General features: G+C 72.7%; 15 protein-coding genes. 11 read left to right on the forward strand and 4 right to left on the reverse strand.

The genetic code is table 11. The features are described 5' to 3' along the window. Window positions 1–54: 54 nt before the first annotated feature. From H4W81_RS03895 to H4W81_RS03905, 3 genes are read left to right on the forward strand one after another with little or no spacing between them, the layout of a single operon-like run. Window positions 55–1,044, forward strand: coding sequence for a FecCD family ABC transporter permease (locus H4W81_RS03895; protein ID WP_225958447.1), 990 nt, complete (start codon window positions 55–57; stop codon window positions 1,042–1,044). A gap of 3 nt (window positions 1,045–1,047) precedes the next feature. After that, on the forward strand, window positions 1,048–2,109 hold the full coding sequence (locus H4W81_RS03900) for a FecCD family ABC transporter permease (RefSeq protein ID WP_192773510.1): 1,062 nt from the start codon (window positions 1,048–1,050) through the stop codon (window positions 2,107–2,109). A 5-nt stretch (window positions 2,110–2,114) separates the two neighbouring features. Next, window positions 2,115–2,948: an ABC transporter ATP-binding protein gene (locus H4W81_RS03905; protein WP_318781504.1), complete on the forward strand. Its 834-nt coding sequence runs from the start codon at window positions 2,115–2,117 to the stop codon at window positions 2,946–2,948. On the opposite strand, the gene H4W81_RS03910 is transcribed toward H4W81_RS03905, so the two are convergent. Continuing rightward, window positions 2,914–4,188, reverse strand: a complete 1,275-nt coding sequence (locus H4W81_RS03910) for a lysine N(6)-hydroxylase/L-ornithine N(5)-oxygenase family protein (RefSeq protein ID WP_192773512.1) — start codon at window positions 4,186–4,188, stop codon at window positions 2,914–2,916. The genes H4W81_RS03905 and H4W81_RS03910 overlap by 35 nt on opposite strands. Window positions 4,189–4,269: 81 nt before the next feature. Here H4W81_RS03910 and H4W81_RS03915 point away from each other — a divergent pair, with 81 nt between their 5' ends. From H4W81_RS03915 to H4W81_RS03925, 3 genes are all read left to right on the forward strand, one after another. Then, entirely contained in the window at window positions 4,270–5,217 is a 948-nt protein-coding gene (locus H4W81_RS03915) for a methionyl-tRNA formyltransferase (RefSeq protein ID WP_192773513.1), read from the forward strand. Window positions 5,218–5,378: 161 nt separating this feature from the next. Further along, window positions 5,379–8,000, forward strand: a complete 2,622-nt coding sequence (locus tag H4W81_RS03920; protein ID WP_192773514.1) for a glycoside hydrolase family 3 protein — start codon at window positions 5,379–5,381, stop codon at window positions 7,998–8,000. Further along, window positions 7,997–8,995 (forward strand): LacI family DNA-binding transcriptional regulator, encoded by a 999-nt coding sequence (locus tag H4W81_RS03925; RefSeq protein ID WP_192773515.1) that lies wholly within the window; start codon window positions 7,997–7,999, stop codon window positions 8,993–8,995. The genes H4W81_RS03920 and H4W81_RS03925 overlap by 4 nt, the downstream gene beginning before the upstream one ends. Here the strand turns inward: H4W81_RS03925 and H4W81_RS03930 are convergent. Further along, window positions 8,992–9,633, reverse strand: coding sequence for an FMN-dependent NADH-azoreductase (locus H4W81_RS03930; protein ID WP_192773516.1), 642 nt, complete (start codon window positions 9,631–9,633; stop codon window positions 8,992–8,994). The two genes, H4W81_RS03925 and H4W81_RS03930, sit on opposite strands and share 4 nt — an antisense overlap. A gap of 90 nt (window positions 9,634–9,723) precedes the next feature. Here H4W81_RS03930 and H4W81_RS03935 point away from each other — a divergent pair, with 90 nt between their 5' ends. Together H4W81_RS03935 and H4W81_RS03940 are read left to right on the forward strand one after the other, a co-directional pair. Further along, on the forward strand, window positions 9,724–10,224 hold the full coding sequence (locus tag H4W81_RS03935) for a MarR family winged helix-turn-helix transcriptional regulator (RefSeq protein ID WP_192773517.1): 501 nt from the start codon (window positions 9,724–9,726) through the stop codon (window positions 10,222–10,224). 50 nt (window positions 10,225–10,274) lie between these two features. Further along, entirely contained in the window at window positions 10,275–11,336 is a 1,062-nt protein-coding gene (locus H4W81_RS03940; RefSeq protein WP_192773518.1) for a DMT family transporter, read from the forward strand. Window positions 11,337–11,360: 24 nt separating this feature from the next. Here H4W81_RS03940 and H4W81_RS03945 read toward each other — a convergent pair whose 3' ends face one another. Beyond that, window positions 11,361–12,149, reverse strand: a complete 789-nt coding sequence (locus tag H4W81_RS03945; protein ID WP_192773519.1) for a DoxX family protein — start codon at window positions 12,147–12,149, stop codon at window positions 11,361–11,363. A 35-nt stretch (window positions 12,150–12,184) separates the two neighbouring features. Continuing rightward, complete coding sequence (locus H4W81_RS03950) at window positions 12,185–13,705, reverse strand: MFS transporter (RefSeq protein ID WP_192773520.1); 1,521 nt, start codon at window positions 13,703–13,705, stop codon at window positions 12,185–12,187. A gap of 175 nt (window positions 13,706–13,880) precedes the next feature. Between H4W81_RS03950 and H4W81_RS03955 the strand changes: the two genes are divergently transcribed. From H4W81_RS03955 to H4W81_RS03965, 3 genes are all read left to right on the forward strand, one after another. Further along, the gene (locus H4W81_RS03955) at window positions 13,881–15,728 is read left to right on the forward strand and encodes a hypothetical protein (RefSeq protein WP_192773521.1); all 1,848 of its coding nucleotides are present in this window, start codon (window positions 13,881–13,883) and stop codon (window positions 15,726–15,728) included. A gap of 89 nt (window positions 15,729–15,817) precedes the next feature. Continuing rightward, window positions 15,818–18,127, forward strand: a complete 2,310-nt coding sequence (locus H4W81_RS03960; protein WP_192773522.1) for an AAA family ATPase — start codon at window positions 15,818–15,820, stop codon at window positions 18,125–18,127. An 87-nt stretch (window positions 18,128–18,214) separates the two neighbouring features. Then, the gene (locus tag H4W81_RS03965; RefSeq protein WP_192780592.1) at window positions 18,215–19,198 is read left to right on the forward strand and encodes an ABC transporter permease; all 984 of its coding nucleotides are present in this window, start codon (window positions 18,215–18,217) and stop codon (window positions 19,196–19,198) included. Window positions 19,199–19,201: the final 3 nt, after the last annotated feature.

Consider the following 19,201-nt stretch of genomic DNA (forward strand, 5'->3'; position numbering starts at 1 on the left):
TGACCCCCGTGAAAAGCCTTGTATGTCGGGCTTTAGTGAGGTATGCCTTACCTAATGAAGAGGCTGATCGTGGGCAGCGCCGCCGTCCTGGCCGTGCTCTGCCTGCTGTCGCTGGCGATCGGCAGCCGGGCGATCCCGCTCGAACAGGTCGTACGGGCTCTCGCCGACCCGGCCGGTGTGGACCCCGAGACGGCCGCCATCGTCGGCGGCACGCGGCTGGTCCGCACGCTGGTCGCCGTGCTCACCGGGGCGGCGCTCGGCCTGGCGGGAGCGGTCATGCAGGGGCTGACCCGCAACCCGCTGGCCGATCCGGGGCTGCTCGGCGTCAGCGCGGGCGCCGCGTTCGGCATCGTCGTGGCCGCGGGCGTGCTGGGCGTGAGCGGGCTGCTGCCGTCGATCTGGTTCGCCTTCGGCGGGGCCGCGGTCGCCGCCGTGGTGGTCTACCTGCTGGGCAGCAGGGGCAGGGGCGGCGCCTCGCCGGTCAAGCTGGCGGTGGCCGGCATCGCGGTCACCTACCTGCTCGACTCGCTGACCGGCGGCATCGCGCTGACCGACCCCGAGGCGCTGGACCGCTACCGGTACTGGTCGGCGGGCTCGCTCACCGGGCACGACGCCGGCACGCTGCTGGTCGTCGCGCCGTTCCTGGCCGCGGGCGCCCTCCTGGCGCTGAGCACCGCGCCCGCGCTCAACAGCCTCTCGCTCGGCGACGACGTCGCCGCCGCGCTCGGGCGCAGGCTCGCCCTCGTACGGCTGCGCGGCGCGCTGGCGGTCACGCTGCTCACCGGCGCGGCCGTGGCGGTCACCGGCCCGATCGTCTTCGTCGGCCTGGTCGTGCCGCACCTGGTCAGGACGGTCACCGGGCCCGATCATCGCTGGCTGCTGCCGTCCTCGGCGCTGGTCGCCCCCTGCCTGCTGCTTGCGGCCGACATCCTGGGCCGCGTCGTCGTGCGGCCGACCGAGCTCGACGTGAGCCTGGTCGCCGCCTTCCTCGGCGCGCCCTTCTTCATCGCCCTCGTCCGCCGCCGCAGGCTCGCGGAGCTGTGACCCGTGCTCGAACTCTCCCGAGGGCGCCTGCTCTTCCGCCTGACCAGACCGCCCGTCTCCGGCGTGCTGCGGTTGCGCCTGGCGGCGGTCTGGCTGGGCGCCGCCCTCGCCGCGCTGCTCGCCCTCTGCCTGACCGTCGCTCTCGGCTCGGGCGACTACGCCCTCTCGCCCCGAGGTCTGCTGAACGCGCTGCTGGGCGAGGGCGAGCGGGCCGACCTGTTCGTCGTCTGGGAGCTGCGCCTGCCCAGGGCGACGGTGGCCCTGCTGGCGGGCGCCGCCTTCGGCCTGTCGGGAGCGATCTTCCAGGCCGTCACCCGCAATCCGCTGGCCAGTCCCGACCTGCTCGGCATCACCCAGGGCGCCGGCGCCGCCGTGGCCGCGGGGGTGGTGCTCGGCACGGGCGCGGGGCTGGGCCTGCAGACGCTCGGGCTGGCGGGCGCGCTGGCGTCCGGGCTGGCGATCTACCTGCTGGCCTGGAAACGCGGCACCACGGGCTACCGCATCGTGCTGGTGGGCATCGGCGTCAGCTGGATGTGCGTCAGCCTCACCTCCTACCTGCTGAGCAGGGCCGAGATCCACCAGGCGCAGCGGGTCCTCGGCTGGCTGGTGGGCAACCTCAACGACAGGGGATGGGCGCACGCGGGGCCGCCGGCGCTCGCGCTGGCCGTGCTGCTGCCGGCCGTCCTGCTGCTCGGACGGCTGCAGCGGACGCTGCGGCTCGGCGACGAGGTCGCGGGCGGGCTGGGCACGCCCGTGCAGCGCACCCGCCTCGCGCTGCTGTTGTGCGGGGCCGCGCTCGCCGCCTTCGCCACCGCGGCCGCGGGGCCCGTCCTGTTCGTCGCGTTGGCCGCGCCCCAGATCGCGCAGCGGCTGGCCCGCGCCGGCACGCCGCCCGTCACCGCCGCCGCCCTGACCGGCTCGGTGATCGTGCTGGTGGGCGACCTGATCAGCCAGCGGTTGCTGGCCGACTCCGTCCTGCCCGTCGGGGTCGTGACAGGCGTCCTCGGGGCGCCGTTCCTGCTGTGGCAACTGGCCCGCGCCAACAGGACGGGCACGGGAGGGTGAAAGACGTGACCAATCCGTCGCTGACGGCCACCAGGCTGCGGCTGGCCTACGACGACCGCGTCGTCGTCGACGGCCTCGACCTGGCCGTGCCGCCGGGCAGGATCAGCGTCATCATCGGCGCCAACGCCTGCGGCAAGTCGACCCTGCTGCGGGCGCTGGCCAGGCTGCTGTCCCCGTGCGGCGGCGCGGTGCACCTCGACGGCCGGTCCATCCACGCGATGCCGACCCGCCAGGTCGCCCAGCGGCTCGGCATCCTGCCCCAGTCGCCCGTGGCGCCCGAGGGCCTGACGGTCAGCGACCTGGTGGGGCAGGGCAGGTCTCCGCACCAGACGTGGTGGCGGCAGTGGTCGTCGGCCGACCAGGAGGCGGTGACCGCGGCGCTGGTCGCCACCGGGATGCTCGAACACGCCGGCAGGCCGCTCGACCAGCTGTCGGGCGGGCAGCGCCAGAGGGCGTGGATCGCCATGGCGGTCGCCCAGAACACCCCCGTGCTCCTGCTGGACGAGCCGACCACCTTTCTCGACCTCGCGCACCAGATCGACGTCCTCGACCTCGTCGTCGACCTCAACAGGCGGCAGGGGCGGACGGTCGTCATGGTCCTGCACGACCTCAACCAGGCCTGCCGCTACGCCGACCAGGTGATCGTGATGAAGGCGGGCCGCGTCGTGGCGGAGGGGCCGCCACGCGAGGTGATCGACGCGGCGCTGGTCGAGGAGGTCTTCGGCCTGCGCTGCGTGGTGACGGCCGATCCGGTCAGCGCGACCCCGCTGGTCATCCCGATCGGCCGCCACCACGTCGGCCAGGTCAGCGAGCGCGCGCGTACGAGCGGTTCAGGCTGATCGAGGCGGCGATCTCGCCCGCCCTGAGCGCGGTGTTCGACAGCAGCGTGGAGGTGAGGCCGTGGGTGCGCTCGGTGGCGCCCTGCACGTAGATGCCGCAGCGCATCTCCGCCCTGGTGGCCACGCGGTAGTCGCGCCCGATGCGCGGGCCGCCGCCGGGCAGCAGCTCGCAGTACTCGCCGGCCGCGCCCAGCAGGGTCAGCGGGTCGCCCGAGCGGTAGCCCGTGGCGTAGACGACGGCGTCGGCGTCCAGCACGGTGCGCTCTCCCGTGGGCAGGAACTCCACGGTGACCCTGGGACCGGCCTTCGGCCCGCGGCGGGCCACCTCGACCACGCGGGAGGCGTTCAAGATGCGCAGCCGCTCGGTCCCGCGCACCTTCTCCTGGTAGTGGCGCCGGTAGAGCTCGTCGATGAGCTCGAGGTCCACCACCGAGTAGTTGGTCGAGGCGTGGTAGTCGAGCAGCATCCTCTTCACCTCCTCAGGAGCGGTGTAGAAGTGGTCGACGGCCTCGGGGTCGAAGATGCGGTTGGCGAAGGAGCTGTCGTCGGCGGGGGTGTAGCCGTACTTGGCGAAGACGGCGCAGACCTCGGCCTCGGGGAAGGCGCCGTGCAGGTGGTCGGTGACCTCGGCGGCGCTCTGCCCCGCGCCCACCACGACCACGCGCCGGGGGTCGCGCAGCCCGGGGAGGCGGTCGAGCAGCTCCTCGCTGTGCCAGACGCGCTCGTCGCTCACCACGCCGGGCGGGAGCACGGGCTCGAGGCCAGCGGCGATCACGAGGTTCCTGGTGCGCCTGGTCGTCAGCTCGTCGGCGCAGCCGCCCTGCCGTACCACGACGTCGAGGTGGTCCACCACGCCGTCGACGGTCACGGGCGTGACCGCCACCACCTCGGACCGGTACTCGACCTGGTCGGCGAAGGGGGCCGCGGCCCATTCGAGGTAGTCGTGGAATTCCAGGCGCGAGGGGAACATCGTCTTGTGGTTGATGAAGTCGGCCAACCGCCCCTTGTCGCGCAGGTAGCTCAGGAAGCCGAACTCGCTGGCCGGGTTGCGCATGGTGACCAGGTCCTTCAGGAAGGAGACCTGCATCGTGGTGCCGTCGAGGAGCATGCCGCGGTGCCAGCCGAACGTCGCCTGCTTCTCGAAGAACACCGCGTCAACCGGTCCGTTCTCCTTTAACGCGATCGCCAGCGCGAGGTTGGAAGGGCCGAAGCCGATGCCGATCAGGTCGTGAACCCGCATTGATGACCTTTCGAGGTTAGGTTAGCCTGGCCTAATTAAGGGGAGCCTAACCCGTTCCGATCCCCCCTACAAGGAGACGCCATGCGGATCGTGATGTTCGGCTACCAGACCTGGGGGCACCGCACGCTGAGCGCGCTGCTCGACTCGGGCCACGAGGTCGTCCTGGTCGTGACACATCCCAGGAGCGAGCACGTCTACGAGCGGATCTGGAACGACTCGGTGGCCGACCTGGCCGCGGCGCACGGCGTGCCCGTGCTGCTGCGCAACCGTCCCGACGACGAGGAGCTCATGGTCAGGCTGAAGGAGGCCGACCCCGACCTCATCGTCGCCAACAACTGGCGCACCTGGATCCCGCCGGAGATCTTCACCCTGCCCCGCCACGGCACCCTCAACGTGCACGACTCGCTGCTGCCGGCCTACGCGGGCTTCTCCCCGCTGATCTGGGCGCTCATCAACGGCGAGAAGGAGGTGGGCGTCACTGCCCACATGATGGACGAGGACCTCGACGCCGGAGACATCGTGCTGCAGCGCGCGGTGCCCGTGGGCCCCGAGGACACCGCCACCGACCTGTTCCACCGCACCGTCGACCTGATCGCCCCCATCGTCACCGAGTCGCTGGCCCTCATCGCCTCCGGACGCACCGACTGGACGCCCCAGGACAGGTCGAGGGCCAGCTTCTTCCACAAGCGCGCGATCGAGGACAGCGAGATCGACTGGACCTGGCCCGCCGAGGACATCGCCAGGCTGGTGCGCGCGCAGTCCGACCCGTATCCGAACGCCTTCACCCACTACAACGGCGCCCGCCTGCGGGTGCTGAAGGCCTCGGTCTCCACCGGCAGGTACGGCGGCACGCCGGGCCGCGTCTTCATCCGCGAGGGCGACGGCGTCGTCATCGTCGCGGGCGCCGAGGCCCGCAAGGGGCGCAGCCACGGCCTGGTGATCGAGCGCGTCCGCACCGAGGACGGCGCCGACCTGCCCGCCACCGAGGTCTTCCGCACGATGGGCGGCTACCTCAGCCGCCGGCCCTGACCGACGCCCCTTCGCGGCCGGGGAGAGATTGTCGAAGCGCTTCGCGTCCGGGTCTTGACCCGGACGCGCACCAGCGGGCACGCTCAGATCACCCCATCCCGGTAACAACCCCGAAATATCTGGATCGGTTATCGAAGCGCTTCGACAGGCGGACCCCCCACATGAACGAACCCTTCCGAGACCCGGCGCACCCCACCGCCCACCGCGTGGCAGACCTGCTCGCCAGGCTCACGCTCGAGGAGAAGCTGTCGCTGCTCCACCAGCACCAGCCCGCCATCCCCCGGCTCGGCGTCAAGGCGTTCAGGACGGGCACCGAGGCCCTGCACGGGCTGGCCTGGCTCGGTCCCGCGACCGTCTTCCCGCAGGCCGTCGGCCTCGCCGCCACCTGGGATCCCGACCTGGTCGAGAGAGTCGGGGCGGCGACCGCCGACGAGGTGCTGGTCTCCCATCACAAGGATCCCGCGGGCGCCGGCCGCAATGTCTGGGCTCCTGTCGTCAACCCGCTGCGCGACCCGCGGTGGGGCCGCAACGAGGAGGGCTACTCCGAGGACCCATGGCTGACCGGGTTACTGGGCACCGCCTACGCCACGGGACTGCGCGGCAGGGGGCCCGTACTCAAGACCGCCCCCACGCTCAAGCACTTCCTCGGCTACAACAACGAGACCGACCGCTGCGTCACCTCCAGCAACCTGCCGCCACGGGTGCTCCACGAGTACGAGCTGCCCGCCTTCCTGCCGCCGCTCCAGGCCGCCGTCGCCGTCATGCCGTCCTACAACCTGGTCAACGGCCGGCCCGCGCACCTCAGCCCGCTGATCAACGAGGTGCTGCGGCCCGCCGCTCCCGACGACCTGATGGTCGTCAGTGACGCCTACGCCCCCGGCAACCTGTACGGCCTGCAGGCCTACCATCCCGACGCGCCCACCGCCTACGCCGCCGCCGTCCGGGCCGGCCTCGACAGCTTCACCCAGGACGACGACCGCCCCGCCGAGACCCTCGCCCATCTCAGGACCGCCCTCGAGCGGGGCCTGCTCGACGAGCGGGACGTCGACAGGGCGGCCGGGCACGTGCTGTCGATCCGCGTGCGGCTCGGCGAGTTCGACGAGCAGGCGGAGAGCGCGCCGCCGGCCACCCCCGGGCGGCACCAGGAACTCGCCCGCGAGGCGGCGGCCCGCTCGATCGTCCTGCTCAAGAACGAGGGACTGCTGCCGCTGCGCGCCCCGCTCAAGGTCGCCGTCATCGGCCAGCTCGCCGACACCCTGATGGAGGACTGGTACAGCGGCACCCTGCCCTACGCCGTCACCGCCCTGCAGGGTCTCACCGAGCGGTGCGAGACCGTCTGCTGCGAGGGCGTGGACCGGGTGGCCGCCGGTGGACACGAGTTCGACGTCTTCGACTGGGGCGGGGGAGCGCTCGCCCTGCGCTCGCCGCTCAACGGCCGGTTCCTCTCGGCCGACGAGGACGGGAACCTGGCCTGCGACCAGCCGGGGCCCAACGGATGGGAGGTGCGCCAGACCTTCCGCAGGACCGACGGCGCGCTGCGCCACCTGCACACCGGCCGCTACGTCGCGGAGGAGGGCGAACGCCTCGTGCTGACCGAGGAGCCCGTGGCCCTCTCGTGGGAGACGCTGGTCAGCGGCGCGAAGCAGGCGGCCGCGCTGGCCGCCACCGCCGACGTCGCGGTCGTCGTCGCGGGCGACCATCCCCTGGTCAACGGGCGCGAGACCGAGGACCGCGCCGACCTCGACCTGCCCGCCGCGCAGGAGGCCGTGCTGCGCGCCGTCCACGCCGCCAACCCCGCCACCGTACTGGTGCTCAGCAGCGGCTACCCGTTCGGGATCACCTGGGCCGACGAGCACGTGCCCGCCGTCGTCTGGTCCTCGCACGGCGGCCAGGAGTACGGCCACGCCCTGGCAGAGGTGCTGTTCGGCGATCGCGACCCCGAGGGCCGCCTCACCCAGACCTGGTACAGGGACGCCTGCGAGCTCCCCGACCTGCTCGACTACGACATCATCGCCTCGGACGCCACCTACCTCTACTACCGGGGCACCCCGCTCTACCCCTTCGGCCACGGGCTCGGCTACACCGAGTTCGCCTACACCGACCTCACGATGGACGGCCTGACAGCCACGGTGACCGTCACCAACGTCGGCGAGCGCGAGGGCGTCGAGGTCGTGCAGTTCTACACCCACCAGCGCCGCTCCCGCGTCAAGCAGCCGCTGCGCCGGCTGCGCGGCTTCGAGCGCGTGCGCCTGCCGCCCGGCGGCAGCGCCCGCGTCACCTTCGAGCTCGACCGCGCCGACCTCGCCTTCTGGGACGTCACGAGGGGCCGCCTCGTCGTGGAGACGGCGCCCCACCTGCTGATGGTCGGCCGCTCGGCCCGCGACCTGCGCCTGTGCGCGCCCTTCGACGTCGAGGGCGAGCGCATCCCGCCCCGCGACCCGGGCGAGCTCAGGGCGGTGGACCACGACGAGTACGACGCGATCGCCTTCACCGACGGCGACACCGTTCGCGGTACGGCGCCGGGAGCGTGGATCCGGTACAAGCAGGTGGCCTTCGCCGGGCAGCGCTCCTGCCTGATCACCGCCGCCAGCACCGAGGGCGCGATGCTGACCCTCCGTCTCGGCGACCCGCTGTCGGGCCAGGTGCTGGCCACCGTCCCGGTGCCGGGTCCCGGCGGGCTCACCGAGACCCGCTGCGACCTTGCGGGTACGGCAGGCGTGCACGATCTTTATGTGGTGTTCGAGAATGAAGGGGTCACTCTGAGCGGAATCCGGTTCGCATGACCAGCAGGGCAGTCACCATCGCCGAGGTCGCCAGGCACGCGGGCGTCGCGGTGAGCACCGTCTCCTACGTGCTCAGCGGCAAGCGCGCCATCTCGGCGACCACCAGGGCGCGGGTGATGCGCAGCATCGGCGAGCTCGGCTACCACCCCAACGCGGGCGCCAGGGCACTGGCCAGCAGGCGGTCCAACGTGATCGCGCTGGTGCTGCCGCTGCGCGCGGGCATGCACCTGCCGGTGCTGATGCAGTTCGCCAGCTCGGTGGTGGCCATGGCCCGCAGGCACGACCACGACGTGCTGCTCATGACCGCCGACGAGGGCCCCGACGGGCTGCGCAGGGTCGCGGCCAGCTCGATGGTCGACGGCATGGTGCTCATGGACGTCGAGCTCGACGATCCGCGCGTGCCGCTGCTGCGCGAGCTGGACGAACCCAGCGTGTTGATCGGCTTTCCGGCCGACCCCTCCGGCCTGACCTGCGTCGACCTCGACTTCGCCAGGGCGGGCGCGCTCTGCGTGGAGCACCTGGCCTCGCTCGGGCATCGCCGGCTGGCCCTGCTCGGCGCCCCCTCGGTGGTCTACGAGCGCGGAACCGGGTATGCCCGCCGTACCAGGGAGGGGTTCGTCGCGGCCGCGGGCGAGGCGGGCGTGGCGCTGCCGTGCGAGGAGACCTTCGACGAGGTGGCCTCGACCGTCAAGGACCTGTTCGCGCGGCTGCCCGACCTCACCGGCCTGGTCGTTCACAACGAGGCGGCCGTCGGCCACGTCCTGGGCGCGCTGCGGCTGCTCGGCAAGCGGGTGCCGGACGAGGTGTCCGTGGTCGCGATCTGTCCCGACGACGTCGCCGAGCGCGCCAGTCCGCCGCTGACCTCGGTGCTGATCCCCGCCGAGGACGTCGGCAACCGGGCGGTCGAGCTGCTCATGGCCAAGCTCGACGGCCGCCCGGTCCCCGACGCCACGCTCCTCGAACCGCGGCTGGCGATCAGGGCGAGCACCCGCTAGACGAGCGACCTCGCGCTGATCCGGCGCGCGTGCTCGCGGGCGGCCACGTGCGCGGCGGCCTGCGAGGCGGCGGCGGCCTCACGCAGCGGCGCCATGGCGGGCGTCGTCTCGGCCAGCGTCAGCTCGGCGGTGACCACGGTCAGGTCCAGGCCGAACACCGAGGTGAGGATCCTGCGCAGGTACGGATCGGCGAAGTCCCAGCCCTCCCTGGGGGTGCCGGGCCCGTACGCGCCGCCGCGCACGCTGATGAGCGTCGCGGGCCTGCCGGCGATCGGGCTGTCGTCGGGGCTCATGCCTATGGTGCGCCCGGGGATCAGGACGTGGTCGAGCCACGCCTTGAACGTAGAAGGCGCGCCGAAGTTGTACATCGGCACGGCGAACAGGTACGCCTCCGCCTCCAGCAGCTCCTTCACCAGCGCCTCCTGCAGGAAGGCCGCGGTCGCCTGCTCCGCGTCGTGCTCCTGCGCGGGGGCGTACCTGGCGCTGATCCCGGCCGCCATGAGGTGCGGGACCGGCCGCGCGCCCAGGTCGCGGTAGACGACCTCGCCGTCCCACGCCTCCCTGAACGACCTGGCCACCTCTCTGGAGACCGATCCGTCGTGGACGGCGGAGGCGTCGATGTGCAGCAGTCGGGGCATGGGTGAGTCCTTCCATCGGCTAGCGAGATAATCTGTTCAACAGACTGTCTTCTCACCAGCCTATCTGTCAAGCGGAGTAGACTTGATCCCATGACGACAGAGCTGGAGCTGCCCGCCGGACTCGACGAGACCCTCGGCTGGCTCCTCGCCCAGGTCTTCCATGGCCACATGTCCGCCTCGCAGCGGGCGCTCGAGGGCTTTCCCGGCTCCCAGCGCGGCTACATGGTCGTCAACGCGGCGGTGAACGGCTGCGCCCGCAACCAGATCGACATGGCCAAGCAGTTGCGCCTCGACCGCACCGTGATGGTCTACCTGGTCGACGAGCTGGTGGAGGCGGGGCTGGTCGAGCGGGTGCCCGACCCGGGCGACCGGCGCAGCAAGATGATCGTGGCCACCGACAAGGGCAGGGCCCGCCTGGAGGAGGCCACGGCCGTCCTGTGCCGCGTCGACGACCACGTGCTGGCCCCGCTGGAGCCGGGCGAGCGCGCCGCCCTGCGCGAGATGCTCCAGCGCGTCGCCGCTCACTACCTGGCCACGGGCGGCGACTACTCCGCGGCCTGCGCTACCGCGGCAGCCGCTACCGACAAATAGGGATATTTCCCTACGGCTGCGGCCGGGCTCACGACTACGCTCATGTCCTCATGACGAGCACCTCCCTGGGCCGCTGGCTGCCCGCCTATCTGCTGCTGGCCCTCATCTGGGGCAACAGCTTCTTCTTCATCAAGGTCGCCGTGGGCACCCTCCACCCGCTCCAGGTCTCCTTCGGCCGCATGGCGATCGGCGCCGCGACCCTGCTGGTCGCCCTGGCGCTCACCCGCAGGGCGCTGCCCCGCGACCCGCGCCTGTGGGGCCACTTCCAGGTGGCCTCCGTGGTGCTCACCACCGTGCCCTTCACCCTTTTCGCGTACGGCGAGCAGTACGTCTCCTCGGTCGTGGCCGCCATCTGGAACGCCACGACCCCGCTGTGCACGCTCGCCTTCACGCTCCTGCTGCGCGCCGAGAAGCCGAGCGCGGGCAGGATGGCGGGGCTCGGACTGGGATTCGCGGGCGTGATGGTGGTGCTCGGGGTGTGGCAGCCGCTGAGCGGCGGCGCGCTCGGCGGCAGCCTGGCCTGCTTCGGGGCGGCGCTCTGCTACGGCGTGGGCGGCTCCTACCTGGGCCGTTTCATCACCGGGCGCCGTTCGGAGCCGCCGGTGGTGCTCGCGGCGGGCCAGCTGCTGAGCGGCGCGCTGCAGCTGGCGTTGATCACGCCGCTGGCGGGAGTGGCGCTGGTCGACCTGTCCGCGCCGGCCGCGGTGTGGTGGAGCATGCTGGCCCTGGGCGGGCTCGGCACCGGTGTCGCCTACCTGCTGCTGTACGGGGTCCAGGCGCGCGCGGGGGTGACGACGACCTCGACGGTGACGTACCTGCTGCCGGTCTTCGCGGTGGTGTCGGGCGTGCTGGTGCTGGGGGAGAGCCTGGCGTGGAACCAGCCCGTGGGGGCGGCGGTGATCCTCGTCGCGATCGCCATGACCCAGGGCCTCCTGACCCGCCGCCGCGCTCCCGCACCCCCACAGCCCATGGAGCCGGGACCCGCATCCCGTGAGTCCATGGAGCCGCGACCGGCATCCCCGGAACCCGTGGAGCTGGGATCCGTGAACTCGGAGACCTTGACCCCAGAGACCTCCGTTCCCGGGCCGGCGATCAGGCGAGCCGAGGTCTGAGCGGTCTCGCCTGGTGCCGGGCGGTCACTCGGCGGGGTCGGCCGGCTTCCTGGCGGACCGGCCGCGTCCGCTCCGCGCGGCGCTCGCCGTCTTCTTGCCCGCCACCAGCGTGTCCCCGGGCAGCTCGTCGGCCACGGTGCGCGGCAGGTGATGCGGCGCGGTGTCGTCACCTGGCCCCGCCTCCTCGCGCGCGCCCGGATCCGGCGAACCCGCGTCGGTCTCGCCTGATCCACGGGAATCCGCGACAGGGCGGTCCATGACCGGGAGGCTCGGGTCAGGGGAGCCGGAGTCAGGGGAGCCGGAGTCAGGGGGAACGGCGTCTCTGCGGGCACCGAGCTCCCGGACGGCGTCGGGGTCGCGGAGGGCGGCGATGACGTCGTCGGCCTCGTTCTCGGCGGCGAACTCGTCGGCCGCCTCGGCCTCCCTGCGCCTGATCACCACCATGTGGTCGACGGAGACGCGCCCGGCCCCCGTCACCGCCAGCAGCACCGAGGCCGCGCCCAGCGCCACGATGAGGTTGGTGTCGATCGGGTTCAGCGGCCTGGCGACGAAGAAGACGGCCAGCGTCTCGGCGAACAGCACCAGGCCGAGCATCGGCGTGAACAGCCCGGCGACGAGCAGCGCCCCGCCGATCAGCTCGGTGAGCATGGTGACCGCCGCCCACGCCCCCGGAGCGGGAGCGCCCTGCGCGGCGAACTGCGTGCCGGTGGCGGTGAGCCCGACCTCGAGCTTGTGCCAGCCGTTGGCGAAGAAGAGCCCGCCGACCCCGATCCTGGCGGCGAGCGTGGCGAGATCGTGGAGAGTCCGTCTCACGGTAGTTCTGTGACCTGATCGGGTCATTTGAAACCTCAGTCGCGTCGGATGAGCAGGGCCACCGCGGCCGCGGTGAGGGCGAGCAGCACGACGCTGACGAGGATCGTCGTGTGCAGCGCGTGGACGAACGCCCACCGCGCCGCGCCCAGCAGCGCGCCGCCTGCCGGGCCGCCCACCTTGTCCGCGACGTGGGCCGCCGCCGCCAGCGACTGTCTGGCCTGGTCCATCGCGGGAGCGGGAACTCCCTGGACGGCCGGCACGCCAGGCGCGTAGACGACTGCGGTGATCGTGCCGAGCACCGCGACCCCGAGCCCCGCGCCGAGCTCGTAGGCGGTCTCCTCGATGGCCGCCGCGCCGCCCGCCCTGGACTCGGGCGCGGCCGACATGATCGTGTCGGAGGCGGCCAGCAGCGCCACCTGCAACCCGAACCCGATGCCGACGAAGCAGACCGCGAGCATGACAGGGTGCGCCTCGACCCCCCACGACAGGGTGGGCATGAGCGAGACCGCCACCAGCGCGAGCCCGCCGCTCATCGTGGCCCGCATGCCGATCCTGCGCAGCACGCTCGCCGCCGCGAGCCCGCCGGCGATTGCCGACAGCACCAGCGGCAGCATCCTGAGCGCGGCGCGCAGGGGGGTGTCGCCGAGGACGAGCTGGAGGTACTGGGCGAGCATGAGTTGCAGCCCGACGAGGGAGAAGACGCCGAACAGCACGCCCGCTACCCCGGTGGCGAACGCCCTGTCGGCGAACAGCCCGACGTCGAGCAGGGGGTGCGGCAGGCGGCGCTGCCGCCGTACGAACCAGAAGAGCAGGCCGGCGCCCGCGAGGAGCACCGCCAGCGCGCCGGGGTGCCCGGTGCCCGCCTCTTTCAGCCCGAAGGCCACGGCCAGGATGCCGAAGACCGACAGCGCCGCGCTGGGGACGTCCCACGGCCGGCCCGTGAGCCTGCGCGACTCGGGCAGCAGGCGGACGGCCGCGGGCAACAGCACGAGCAGGATGGGCACGTTGATCAGGAAGACCGCGCCCCACCAGAGATGCTGGACGAACAGCCCGCCGATGAGCGGGCCGACCGCGGCGCCGGCCGCGGCGACCGCGCTCCACACGCCCAGCGCGATCGCGCGCTCGCGGCGGTCGGTGAAGACCTGACGGATGATGGAGAGCGTGGCCGGCATGATCATGGCGCCGCCCACGCCGAGCAGTCCTCTGGCGATGATCAGAGTCAGCGGCGTGGGCGCGAAGGCGGCTCCCGCGGAGGCGAGGCCGAACACCACGTAGCCCCACAGGACCAGGCGTTTTCGCCCGTAACGGTCGCCCAGCGTGCCGAACATGATCAATAGTGGCGCCACGATCAGCGAGTAGGCGTCTATGATCCAGAGCAGCTCGACGGAGGAGGGTTCGAGCGCCGCCGTCAACGCGGGGACGGCGATGTGCAGGACCGTGGCGTCGACGGTGATGAGCAGCAGGCTCAGGCACAGCAGAACCAGGACCGACCACCGGTTGGCCTGCCGCTGTCCCGTGACCCGCGACGACCGCGGCGCGCTCTGCAGGATCGTCATGCGGTGTCCATGACGGGTCTGGCTCGGTCATGGAACATGCGACGCAGCTTAGGCGATGTCCGGTAGGTGGCACACCTGTATCGACTGATCACATTCCGTGCCACAACCTCTCTAGCGAGATACAGCCATATGTCCTGATCTTTCGTATGGCGTGGGGCCACCGGATCATGACGGTGTGGGGAGCGACGGCGAGGGTTCGGATTCCGCTGCCGAATGGTGCGCCGTCGCTCTCGACCACCTCGTGGCCGACCGCCCCGAGGCCGCCCTCACGGCGGCCCGGCGCGCGATCGCCCTCGATCAGGCGGGCGAGTGGGCCCACCGCCTGGCCAGCCTCGCATTCGAGCGCCTCGGCGGCGACGCGGAGTCCGTCCAGCAGGCCGTCCGCGAGGCCGAGCAGGCCGCCCGGCTCGCGCCGGGATCGTGGCAGGCGAGGCTGCGGCTCGGCGCCGTGCTCCGCCGCGTCCCTGGACGCTTCAGAGAGGCCGCCGCGCACATCGCCGCCGCGGGCAGGTTCGCCCCCGAGGAGGCGGGACCGCACGCGCTGGCCGGCGACCTGGCGCTCCTGCGCGGCGAGCACCGGCGGGCCGCGGCCGCCTACCTCGCCGCGCTGCACAGGGACGGCGCGCACGCGGGCGCGCGCGTCAACTACGGACTCACCCTGCTGTGCTGGGACCCGCCGCGCGCCCACCACGACCCGGCGTGGACGATCGACCCCCGCGAGACCGGCAGGGCCAGGCGCGCCCTGGAGGTCTGGTCGCGTCAGGCCAGGCTGCTGCCCGCCGCCGCCATCGCCGTGTCGGGCGCGCTGGTGGTCACCGGACCCCTTCCCGACGTGCCGCTCGGCCTGCCGGGGCTGATCGTGATCGTCCTGCTCGGCTCGCTCACCGTCAGGCAGGCCCGCAGGGTGCGCGTCTGGTCCGTCGTCCCCGTCATGCTCGGCCGCGACCGCTGGCTCGGGCTCTCGGTCGCGACGGCGGGCATCGCCTGTGCCGCCTACACCGCCGCCCTGTTCGTGCCCGTCGCCGATCCGCTGTGGGCGGGGCTGGCCGGGATCGTGCTGCTCAACGCGCCCGCGCTGGCCGCGCTGCGCGTGCTGTCCGAGGCCTGGCGCGGCCACCCCGTGCGCGCCCTCGCGCAGCTGTCGATGGCGTACGGCGAGCGCACCGCCCGTCGCGACCTGAGCGTCACGCTCTGGATCGTGCTGGCCAGGGTCTGGTCGGTGCTGGTGGCGCTGGTGCTGACCGCACTGGTGGTACATCCGGCGGGCGGGCTGGCCGCGCTCGTCGTGCCGTACCTGCTGGCCAGGGTGCGCGTCAGGGGAGGGCTCGCGGGACTCGGCGCGGTGCGCGCCGACCGGTGGCTGGCCGCGGCCGTGGCGCTGACCTGTACGGCCGCGCTGGCCTGCGCCGTCGCAGCGGCGGCGAGCGGGGCCGCCGCGCTCGCGTCGGGCGGCGCCTGGCCGGGCCCGGCGGCGTCAGGCCCGGCGGCGTCAGGCGTGGCGGCGGCCGCGGTGACGCCGAGCGGTGAGCGGGTGGCCGCGTGGGCGTGGCGGGTGGCGCTGGGCGGCAGCGCCGCGGTGGTCGTCGTCTTCCTGCTGCGCGCGGTCAGGGCCTGGTGGCGCGGCGCGCCGGGTCCCTGGCGGGCCTCTCTGATCATGGCCGAGCCGGCGATGGAGGGCGCGGACCCGCCGGTGACCCTCACCCCCGAGGTACGGCAGGCCCTCACCTTCTCCAGGGACGTCGTGCTGGCCTGCGCGGGCGCCCTCGGCCCCATGGCCCTGGCCGTGGGCGCGGTCACCTCGATCAGCGCCTCGGGCGAGCTGCGCCTGATCGCGGGGGAGGAGGCGTGGGAGGCGGCCGAGCGCGACCCCCGCGTCGCCGTCTTCGCCTCCGGCCGGCCGCATCCCCGCCTCTGGGTCGAAGTGCGCGGCGTCGCCCTGGCCGACCCCGACTCAGACGTGCTGCGCGTGACGCCCAAGCAGGTCGTCGTCGGGGAGTACCCGGGACGGCACCAGCGCCGGTAATGCCCTGTCCAATCGCGGTTTTCGCGCGCGCCGCATAGCGTGTGGCCCGCGCCCGTACGGTATAACCGGGGTCGGACCGGGGAGGCGTGATGCGGGACGCGGCGCGGGAGCAGTTCGAGAAGGTGCGGCATCGCTATTTCCGCCTTCCTCCCGCGGTGCGCAGGGTGCTGTTCGCCTGCGTCCTGGTCGGCGCGGTGGGCGTGGGCGCGGCCATGGGCTGGGACCTGCTGCAAACCTTCCTCGTCACGCTGATCCTGCTCGGTTTCGTCGCGCTGGCCCTGCGCTTCCCGCGCGCCGCCGCCACCGCCGTGGTGCTGGCCGGGTGGGCCGTCGCGGTCGCGCTGATCGACCAGCTGTTCTCTCCTGGCTCGATGGTCCCCACGCTGCTGCTCGTGCTGGCCGTCCCGGTGGCTGCCGCCGCGCACCTCATCCGCTGGGTGCCGCCGTGGGTGACCGCGCTGATGGCCCTGGTCCCCGCGGGCGCGCTGGCCGCGGCCCTGTCGCCGGTCTCCGACGGCATCGCGATCTGGGCGGCCTACGGCTCCGCCGCGGCCGTCCTGCTCCACCGGTTCGTCCTGGCCCGCAGGGCGCGTGCCGAACTGGCGGCCGAGGAGCCCGTCAGGGTGCGCGTCCGCGAGACCCAGCAGGGCCAGCCCCAGCAGGCCGACAGGACCGCGCCGCCCCCGCCGATCTCGGTGGAGGACGCCCTCGCCGAGCTGGAGAACATGATCGGCCTGTTGCCGGTCAAGGAGCAGGTGCGCTCGATCGCCGCCTCCATCGAGGCCTCCAGACTGCGCGCCGAGGCGGGCTACCCCGCCGACCGGCCGACCAGGCACTTCGTCTTCGTCGGGCCGCCCGGCACGGGCAAGACGAGCGTGGCCCGCTCGGTCGCGAAGATCTTCTACGCGTTCGGCCTGCTCGAGACGCCGTACGTGGTCGAGGCGCAGCGGGCCGACCTGGTGGGCGAGTTCCTCGGCGCGACCGCGATCAAGACGAACGAGCTGGTCGACCGGGCGCTCGGCGGGGTGCTGTTCATCGACGAGGCCTACAGCCTGGTCAACGCCTCCGACGGGCAGCCCGACAGGTTCGGCGCCGAGGCCGTGCAGACGCTGCTCAAGCGGGCCGAGGACGACCGCGAGCACCTCATCATCATCCTGGCGGGCTACGAGCAGGAGATGACCTCCTTCCTGGCCTCCAACCCCGGGCTGTCCAGCAGGTTCGCCACCAGGGTGCGCTTTCCCAGCTACTCGCCCGCCGAGCTGCTCGAGATCACCGACCTGCTGCAGCGGCGGCGAGGAGACAGCCTGGCCCCCGAGGCCAGGCCCGCGCTGCTCGGTCTCTTCGAGGACGTCCAGCGGCGCGGGCTGGTCGACGAGCTCGGCAACGCGCGCTTCGTGCGCAGCCTGGTCGAGGCCGCCGCGCAGGCCCGCGACGTGCGGGTGGTCGGCGCGGGCGGCACTCCCTCCACCGAGGACCTCACGACCACGACCGTCGCCGACGTCACCAAGGCCTTCAACGAGCTGACCGCCCGCTTCCGCGGCTACCAGGCCACGCCCACGCTGGAGGAGGCGCTGGCCGACCTCGACCGCATGGCGGGGCTCGAACCCGTCAAGCGGCAGGTCCACGCCATCGCCGCCCAGCTCCAGGTGGCCCGCATGCGGCAGGAGCGCGGCCTGCCCACCCCTCCGCAGATGCGGCACTTCGTCTTCGCCGGGCCGCCCGGCACGGGCAAGACCACCGTGGCCCGCATCATCGGCCGCATCTTCGCCGCGCTCGGCCTGCTGGCCAGGCCCGACGTGGTGGAGGCCCAGCGCGCCGACCTGGTGGGTCAGCATCTGGGCGCGACCGCGATCAAGACGAACGAGCTGGTCGACCGGGCCCTTGGCGGGGTGCTGTTCATCGATGAGGCCTACAGCCTGGTCAACCCCGGCTACTCGGGCGGCGACGCCTTCGGCGCCGAGGCCGTCCAGACACTGCTCAAGCGGGCCGAGGACGAACGCGACCGGCTCGTCATCGTGCTGGCGGGATACGAGCGGGAGATGGATCGCTTCCTGGCCACCAACCCGGGGCTGGCCAGCCGGTTCAACCAGCGGGTCGGCTTCCCCAGCTACGCGCCGCACGAGCTGGCCGAGATCGCGATCCTGCTGGCCGAGCGGTCGGGCGACCGCTTCGACGAGCCCGCGCGGGCCGACCTGGACGAGGTCTTCACCTGGGTCTGCGGCGAGCGCCTGATCGACGGCCTGGGCAACGGCCGCTTCGCCCGCTCGCTGTTCGAGCGGGCGGCCATGCGCCGTGACGTCCGTCTCGCGGCGCTGGGCAACACGGCCAGCGAGTCGGAGCTGACCACTATCACCAGCGACGACGTGCGCGCGGCCGTCGACGAGCTGTCGGGAAGGTAAGCAGACCTCCGTTTGACCCTTCGGCGCACCTCATGGGTGAGCAGGTGTAGCAATATGGCTACAGCTGGTGAGGTTCGGAGGGAGACGATGGCGGGGTTCCTGGTCCGCAGGCTGCTCAACTACGTGGTGCTCGTCGTCGTCGCCACCAGCCTCGCCTACATGCTCGCGGCCGCCGCGCTCGACCCCCGCGCCAACTATGAGGGCCGCAACCCGCCGCTGCCGCCCGCGGTGATCGACGCCCGGCTCGACGAGCTCAACCTCAACAACCGGACCCCGCTGTTCGCGCGCTACGTCACCTGGGCGGGCGGGGTGGCCCGCGGCGACTTCGGGCTGACGGTCAACGGCGACTCGGTCAACGACGATCTCAGGCGGCGCGCCGGGGTCACCTTCCGGCTGATCATCCTGGGAGTGTGCTTCGGCGGCCTGCTCGGCGTCGCGCTCGGCGCCTACGCCGCGGTCAGGCAGTACGGCTGGTTCGACCGGCTGACCACGATCGCCTCGTTCGTCGTGCTGGCCGTCCCCGTCGTGGTCGTCGCCAACGTGCTCATCCTGCTGGGCACCTGGTTCAACGGAGTGGTCGGCTTCCCCGTGGTGTGGGTGGCGGGCGAGTTCACCCCGGGGCTGGAGGGCGGCTTCCTCACCCAGGCGCTCGACCGCGTCCAGCACCTCGTCCTGCCGACGATCTCGCTGTCGATCGGCCTGGTCGCCACCTTCAGCCGCTACCAGCGCAACATGATGCTCGACGTGCTCGGCGCCGACTTCGTCCGCACCGCGATGGCCAAGGGCCTGTCGAGGCGGGCCGCGCTCACCCGGCACGCGCTGCGGACCGCGCTCATCCCGGCGGCCACCTACTTCGCCTTCACCTTCGGCTCGCTGCTGGTCGGCGCCACCATCACCGAGAAGATCTTCGGCTGGCACGGGCTGGGGGAGCAGCTGATCAACTCCATCAACAGCAACGACGTGAACACCGTCGCCGCGATCGCCTTCCTGACCGCGCTGGCGGTGCTGGTGGCCTCGCTGCTGTCCGACGTGCTGACCGCGGCGCTCGACCCGCGGGTGAGGGTGGGCTGAGGC

Origin of the sequence: Nonomuraea africana (genome assembly GCF_014873535.1) — a bacterium.
Lineage (GTDB): Bacteria > Actinomycetota > Actinomycetes > Streptosporangiales > Streptosporangiaceae > Nonomuraea > Nonomuraea africana.